Source organism: Caulobacter sp. CCH9-E1 (assembly GCF_001556515.1).
Taxonomy (GTDB): domain Bacteria; phylum Pseudomonadota; class Alphaproteobacteria; order Caulobacterales; family Caulobacteraceae; genus Caulobacter.
In genome coordinates, this window is the sequence record NZ_LSJA01000109.1 from 73,445 (window position 1) to 79,877 (window position 6,433).

Annotated in this window: 6 protein-coding genes; 1 reads left to right on the forward strand and 5 read right to left on the reverse strand. The window is 68.1% G+C overall.

The features are described 5' to 3' along the window. Positions 1 to 2: 2 nt before the first annotated feature. From purB to AX690_RS07215, 3 genes are all read right to left on the reverse strand, one after another. Entirely contained in the window at positions 3 to 1,313 is a 1,311-nt protein-coding gene (purB, locus tag AX690_RS07205) for an adenylosuccinate lyase (RefSeq protein ID WP_066683770.1), read from the reverse strand. 193 nt (positions 1,314 to 1,506) lie between these two features. After that, positions 1,507 to 3,009 carry an MFS transporter gene (locus AX690_RS07210; RefSeq protein WP_066683775.1) on the reverse strand — a complete coding sequence of 501 codons (1,503 nt, stop codon included), beginning with the start codon at positions 3,007 to 3,009 and terminating at the stop codon, positions 1,507 to 1,509. 107 nt (positions 3,010 to 3,116) lie between these two features. Beyond that, positions 3,117 to 4,463: an MFS transporter gene (locus AX690_RS07215; RefSeq protein WP_066683778.1), complete on the reverse strand. Its 1,347-nt coding sequence runs from the start codon at positions 4,461 to 4,463 to the stop codon at positions 3,117 to 3,119. Positions 4,464 to 4,563: 100 nt separating this feature from the next. Here AX690_RS07215 and AX690_RS07220 point away from each other — a divergent pair, with 100 nt between their 5' ends. Then, positions 4,564 to 5,193, forward strand: coding sequence for a glutathione S-transferase family protein (locus tag AX690_RS07220; RefSeq protein WP_066683779.1), 630 nt, complete (start codon positions 4,564 to 4,566; stop codon positions 5,191 to 5,193). 6 nt (positions 5,194 to 5,199) lie between these two features. On the opposite strand, the gene AX690_RS07225 is transcribed toward AX690_RS07220, so the two are convergent. Beyond that, entirely contained in the window at positions 5,200 to 5,664 is a 465-nt protein-coding gene (locus tag AX690_RS07225) for a hypothetical protein (RefSeq protein ID WP_066683781.1), read from the reverse strand. A gap of 17 nt (positions 5,665 to 5,681) precedes the next feature. Further along, positions 5,682 to 6,167: a hypothetical protein gene (locus AX690_RS07230; protein ID WP_066683784.1), complete on the reverse strand. Its 486-nt coding sequence runs from the start codon at positions 6,165 to 6,167 to the stop codon at positions 5,682 to 5,684. Between the last annotated feature and the right edge of the window lie 266 nt (positions 6,168 to 6,433).

The following is a 6,433-nucleotide window of genomic DNA, read 5'->3' on the forward strand; positions in this document are numbered from 1 at the left end:
CCCTAGGCCTGCTCGCCGAAGACGCGCTTGAAGATCACGTCGACGTTCTTTGTGTGGTAGCCGAGGTCGAATAGTTCCTCGAGCTCTGCGGCCGTCAGGGCCTTGGAGACCACCGGGTCGGCCTTCAGGAAGTCGAGGAACCGGCCTTCGCCGCGCCAGACCTTCATGGCGTTGCCCTGGACGGCCGCGTAGGCGTCCTCGCGGCTGACGTCCTTGTGGGTCAGGGCCAGCATGACCCGTTGCGAGAAGACCAGGCCGCCCAGCTTGTCCAGGTTCTTGGCCATGTTGTCGGGATAGATGTTGAAGCGCTCGATGACGCCGGCCAGGCGGCGCAGGGCGAAGTCGAGATGGATGGTGGCGTCGGGGCCGATGCCGCGCTCGACCGACGAGTGGCTGATGTCGCGCTCGTGCCAGAGGGCGACGTTCTCCATCGCCGGAACCACGGCCGAACGGACCAGGCGGGCCAGGCCCGTCAGGTTCTCGGTCAGGATCGGGTTGCGCTTGTGCGGCATGGCCGAGCTGCCCTTCTGGCCCGGATCGAAGGGCTCCTCGGCTTCCAGGACCTCGGTGCGCTGCAGGTGGCGGATCTCGGTGGCCAGGCGCTCGACCGACGAGGCGACGACGCCCAGGGCCGCGAAATAGGCCGCGTGGCGGTCGCGCGGGATCACCTGGGTCGAGACCGGCTCGACGGCCAGGCCCATCTTGTCGGCCACGTGTTGTTCGACCCGCGGATCGACATTGGCGAAGGTGCCGACGGCGCCCGAGATCGCGCAGGTGGCGATCTCGAACTTGGCCATGGCCAGGCGCTCCTTGGCGCGCTGGAACTCGGCGTAATAACCGGCCAGCTTCAGGCCGAAGGTGATCGGTTCGGCATGGATGCCGTGGCTGCGGCCGACGCAGACGGTCATCTTGTGCTCGAGGGCGCGGCGCTTCAGCGCGGCCAGAACCAGGTCGACATCTTCCAGCAGCAGGTCCGTGGCGCGCGACAGCTGCACGGCGAAGCAGGTGTCCAGCACGTCGGAGCTGGTCATGCCCTGGTGCAGGAAGCGGGCTTCCGGACCGACGATTTCCGACACGTGGGTCAGGAAGGCGATGACGTCGTGCTTGGTGACGCGTTCGATCTCGTCGATGCGATCGCTGTCCCAGACCGCGTCGCGGCCCTTTTCCCAGATCGTCTCGGCGGCGATCTTGGGAATGACCCCAAGTTCGGCCATGGCGTCGGCGGCGTGGGCCTCGATCTCGAACCAGATCTTGTACTTGGTCTGGCTGGACCAGATGGCGGCGGCTTCGGGGCGGGCGTAGCGGCTGATCATGGGCGGGCGTTTCGGCCGGGCGGGCCGTCAAGTCAAGGGAAGAGGGTTATTACTTAGCGCGGAATAGATCCTCCCCCGCATCGCGGGGGAGGTGGCCCAGGGGGCCGGAGGGGGCGAGCGCGGCCGATGTCCAGCTAGCCCCCTCAGCCGCTCCGCGGCAGCTCCCCCGCAACGCGGGGGAGCATCTTCGGCCTTAGGCCCCCGCCCGCTCCTTCATGTGCTTGACCAGCCCGATCGCCGCCAGGGCGTAGTGAATGCCGGCCCAGGCGTAGAAGCACAGCGAGACGATGATGCCTTGCTGGGTCGAGCGGGCCATGGCGCCGGCGCAAGCCTTGGCGAGTTCGGGCGCGGAGCCCTTTGGCGCCAGGCCGCCAGGACAGCTGGCCGTGAAGTTCTGGGCGCCTGCCTCGCCGAACGAGCCGACCAGGGCGCGCAGGGCGCCGGTCGAGTCCGGGTTGTTGAAGTTGAACTGGGCCAGGTGGTCGATCAGCCAGCCGGTGAAGACAGGGCCGCCGCCCAGGGCGATCAGGTTGAGGAAGAAGAAGAGCAACGCCGTGGCCGTGGCCCGTCGGCGCGGCTCGACCGAGTTCTGCACCACGCCGAAGGTCGGGGCGAGATAGGTGTAGTGGAAGATGCCCGGGATCAGCAGGATCAGGGCGGTGGCCTGCCAGCTGGTCTGCAGGTAGGCCAGGATGTAGATCGGCGTGCAGATCAGGAGGCCGATGGCCGGCGTCAGGGCGTACCACTTGGCGCTTTTCTTGCCGGCCCAGTCGGACAGGAAGCCGCCCACCAGCGTGCCGACCCCGGCCGAAAAGCCGCCGATCAGGCCGACGATCAGGCCCACCTGCGCCAGGCCCAGTTCATAGGTCCGCACGAAGTATGGCGGCACGAACGCGCCTGAGCCATAGGACCCGAACGAAGCGATGGTGACGCCCAGCACCATGTGCAGAACGGGCCATTTGCCAAACAGGATCTTGGTCACCGCCCAGAGCTCGGAGAACTCCTGGCTCAGCGAGAAGCGCGGCTTGGCGGCGGGCTCGACGACCAGATCCTCGGCCTCGATCGGTCGCTCGACGATCTCGGAATGGCCGCGCGGCGGCTCCTTGACCACCAGCTTGACGATCAGGGCCAGGAGGACGCCCGGCAGACCGACGATGACGAAGGCCACGCGCCAGCTGAACTCCTGAGCCAGCCAGCCGCCGGCCACCGCGCCGAACATGGTGCCGAGCGGGATGCCGAACGAGTAGATCGACAGGGCCGAGGCGCGCTTCTTGGGCTCGAAATAGTCGCTGATCAGCGAGTGGCTGGGCGGCGAGCAGCCGGCCTCGCCGACCCCAACGCCGAAACGGAAGAGGGCCAGCTGGGCGAAGCTCGTGGCGGCGCCGCAGAGCGCGGTGAAGCCGGACCAGATCACCAAGGATACCGAAATGATGGTGACGCGGTTATAGCGCTCGGCCAGCCGCGCGATCGGGATGCCCAGGATCGTGTACAGCAGCGCGAAGTAGAGCCCGCCCAGAAGGCCCAGCTGGGTGTCGGTCAGCTTGAGGTCGACCTTGATGGCCTGACCGATGGTGGCGATGATCGTCCGGTCGATGAAGTTGAAGGTGTAGGTCGCCAGCAGCAGACCCAGCACCGCGGCCTTGTACCCATTCGAATAAAGCGGCCGATCGCCGCCGGACGCACGCGCGTCGGCCATCCTGACTCTCTCCCTTCAAACATTTGTTCTAATTCTTGAAGGGACTGTGGCGGAGCGGAAGGCAAAGCGCCAGGGGCTAAATTTCAAGGCCCCTGGCGCGCCTGGATTTACGAGACCATGTCGCCCGCGATCGTGTGGCGGGCGCGCCAGAACAGCGCGAACGACACCACGCCCATCAGGGCCGAGACAATCAGCGCCCAGCGGACGCCTTCGGCCGATCCCATGCCGATCGGGCCGGCGAAGAAGTCGCTCAGCAGGCCCACGCCCAGCGGCCCAAGGCCCAGGCCGATCAGGTTTATGATGAACAGCAGGACCGCTGCGGCCGTGGCGCGCATGGCCGGATCGACGATGCTCTGGGTCGTGGCGTAGACGGGGCCGTACCACAGGGCGCTGAGCAGATAGTACGGGACCAGCAGAACCAGGGCCGGAACGGCGCCGGGCAGGTTGATCGCGGCGATATAGGCCGGCACAGCCACCAGCGAGGCGACGGCCGGCGCGGCCACATAGGCGCGGATGTCCCTGGCGCCGTAGCGGTCGGCGATCACGCCGCCCAGCCAGGCGCCGGCCACGCCGGCCGTACCCCCGATCAGGCCCAGGGACAGCCCGAGAAAGCCGGCGGACTTGAGACCGAACCCGGCCGCCAAGCTCGCCAACTCCGCCGTGTGGTTGCGGAAGAAGAACGACGCGGTGAACGGCGCCTGGCCATAGCCGATGAACGCCTTGATCGCCGCGGCCAGGGCGACGAGCCAGAAGGTCTTCTTGGCCATCAGCACCGCGAGCGCCGCGCCAAAGCCGATAGGTTGGGAAGCGCGGGCGGCCAGATCGGCGGCCAGTTGCTTGCGCGGCTCGACCAGGGTGAGGGCGGCGATCACGGCGAACACGACGCCAGGCGCGCCGGCCACCATGAAGGCGACGCGCCAGCCATAAGCGTCCGCCACCAGTCCGCCCATCGCCATGCCGACCAAGGTGCCCAGCGGCGTGCCGATCGAGTAGAAGGCGATGGCGCTGGCTCGCTTCTCCTTCGGCACATAATCGGTGATCAGCGAATGGGCGGGCGGAGTGCAGCCGGCCTCGCCGACGCCGACGCCGATGCGGGCCAGGATCAGGTGCCAGAAGTTCTGAGCGAAGCCGCACAGCACGGTGAAGGCGCTCCACGCGGCGACCGAGGCCGAGATGATCAGCGGCCGGTTCTTGCGCTCGGCCAGCCGCGCGATCGGAATGCCCAGCACCGTGTAGAAGATCGCAAAGGCCAGGCCCGTCATCATGCCCAGCTGCCAGTCGGCCAGGCCAAGCTCCTGCTTGATCGGCTCGGCCAGGATGTTCACCACCTGCCGGTCGAGAAAGTTCAGGGTGTAGATGATCAGCAGCACCCAGAGGGCGTAGCGTCGATAGGCGGTCGAGACCGGAGCGATCAGCGGCGAGCCGGCGGGCGCGATCGGGCCGTCCTTGGCCATGGCGTCTCTTCCTCGAACGTCTGTTCTAATCGTTGAGGCGACCATAGACGCAGGCTAAGCCCAAGGGCCAGCCGGCATTTTCGTCAGCGGAGGAAAGCCCATGGAACTCGTGATCGGCACCAAGCGGTGGTCAAGCTGGTCGCTGCGGCCGTGGCTGGCGCTCAAGCGCACCGGCCAGTCGTTCAAGGAGATCGAGATCGAGCTGCGACGCGGCGAGGCGACGACCGCCGATATCGCCGCCTATTCGCCCAGCAAGCTGGCCCCGGCGCTGAGGGACGGCGACCTGGTGGTCTGGGACTCGCTGGCGATCTGCGAATACCTGGCCGAGAAGTTCCCGGAGGCGAACCTCTGGCCGCGCGACCCGGCTTTACGGGCGCTGGGACGCTCGGCGACCGCCGAGATGCATTCGGGGTTCCAGTCCCTGCGCGGCGAGTGCCCGATGGCGCTGGACCAGACGCCGCGCAAGCTGGACATCTCCGAGGCCACCCAGAAGGACGTCCGCAAGATCGTCGAGCGCTGGAGCCAGCTGCTCAAGCGCTCGGGCGGACCGTTCCTGCTGGGCGAATGGTCGATCGCCGACGCCTTCTTCACGCCGGTGGCGACGCGCTTCCGGACGTACGAAATCCACCCGTCCGACTATGGCGACGCCGGCGCGGCCGGGGCCTATGCCGAACGTCTGCTGGAGACGCCCGAGTTCCTGGAGTGGGAGCAGGCGTCCCGCGCAGGCTGAGCGACCTCAGAGCCCTTCCGGGACGCCGTTCTTGACCGGCGGCGCCTTGCAGCGGCCGGCGCGGGCCTGGACCACGTAGAACAGGGCGCGGCCTTGGGCGAAGGCGCTGTGCTCGGCCAGAGGATTGGTCGGCTGGCCGGTCGTCAGGCTCAGGGCCTGCTCGCCGCCGCTTGGCGCGGCCTGGCCCAGCGAGGCCTGATTCCACTTGCTCAGCGCCGGCGCGCAGGCGGCGACCACAGCGTCGGCCACGGCCTCGGCGCTGTCACGCGATCCGGCCAGACTATAGGCCCAGCGGCGCGTGCATTCCTCGACCGGCGTCGCCGGATCGGCGGCGGCCGTCACGCTGGGCGCGGCCTTGAAGTCGGCGCAGATCTTCGGATTGGCCATGCCGTCGTGGTCACGGTCCTCGCAGGCGGCGAGACCCAGGGTGGCGACGGCCAGGACGGCCATCACAGGCTTGAGGTTCGTCATCTGGATTTCCGGTTCGGTTAGCGGGGGCAGATCTGGACGGCGCGTTGGCTGAGGCGCCCGCGCTCGTCGTAGTAGGAGATCGTGGCGTCGCGGCAGACGCCGCCGCTCGACGCGGACGAAACCGGCTGGAACGACCCGTTGCGGACCTCTCCGGTGGCGACCGGGTTGCCCATGTGGTCGTAATAGACCTGACGCACCGGGCGCGGTTCATTGCGCGGGGCGGAGGCCGCGCGCGAGCCGGTCTCGTAATAGACGGTGCGGGTGCGGTGGCAGCCGCTCTTGCCGATCTCACGACCGACCAGCGCGCCGCCGACGCCGCCGACCAGCAGACCGCCGCCGCCTTTGGAGATCGCGTTGCCGACCAGGGCGCCGCCCAGGCCGCCGATCACGGTTCCGGTCGTCTTGCGGCTGCGGCACGAGGCTGCGTCCGCCGGACTGGGCGCCAGGGTGGCGGGAAGGGCGATGGCCCCGACGACCATGCCGATGATGAAGAGACGAGCCATGTCTGTTCTCGCGGTGAAGGTCCCTCGACCGCCACAACGCGGATGACCGCCAGAAGGATGCGCCCAGAGTCGGCTAGACGACTTGGGGCGGCGTCTGCGGGCGCGGCCAATCGTCCCGATTCACGATTAACGACCATTTCACCACGCCTCGCGAGAGGGCCTTAACCAAGCCGCCCCATGCTGTATCGAAGCGGGATTTGCCCAAGCGGCATCGGAGGGGGCGGATGGGCCAGCACGTGGAGACCCTGGTGATCGGCGGCGGGCCC

Bases quoted from the DNA above. Each gene is read 5' to 3' on its own strand.
- AX690_RS07225 (WP_066683781.1), bottom strand. From the start codon at position 5,664: ATGACGAACCTCAAGCCTGTGATGGCCGTCCTGGCCGTCGCCACCCTG.
- AX690_RS07215 (WP_066683778.1), bottom strand. From the start codon at position 4,463: ATGGCCAAGGACGGCCCGATCGCGCCCGCCGGCTCGCCGCTGATCGCT.
- AX690_RS07230 (WP_066683784.1), bottom strand. From the start codon at position 6,167: ATGGCTCGTCTCTTCATCATCGGCATGGTCGTCGGGGCCATCGCCCTT.
- purB (WP_066683770.1), bottom strand. From the start codon at position 1,313: ATGATCAGCCGCTACGCCCGCCCCGAAGCCGCCGCCATCTGGTCCAGC.
- AX690_RS07210 (WP_066683775.1), bottom strand. From the start codon at position 3,009: ATGGCCGACGCGCGTGCGTCCGGCGGCGATCGGCCGCTTTATTCGAAT.
- AX690_RS07220 (WP_066683779.1), top strand. From the start codon at position 4,564: ATGGAACTCGTGATCGGCACCAAGCGGTGGTCAAGCTGGTCGCTGCGG.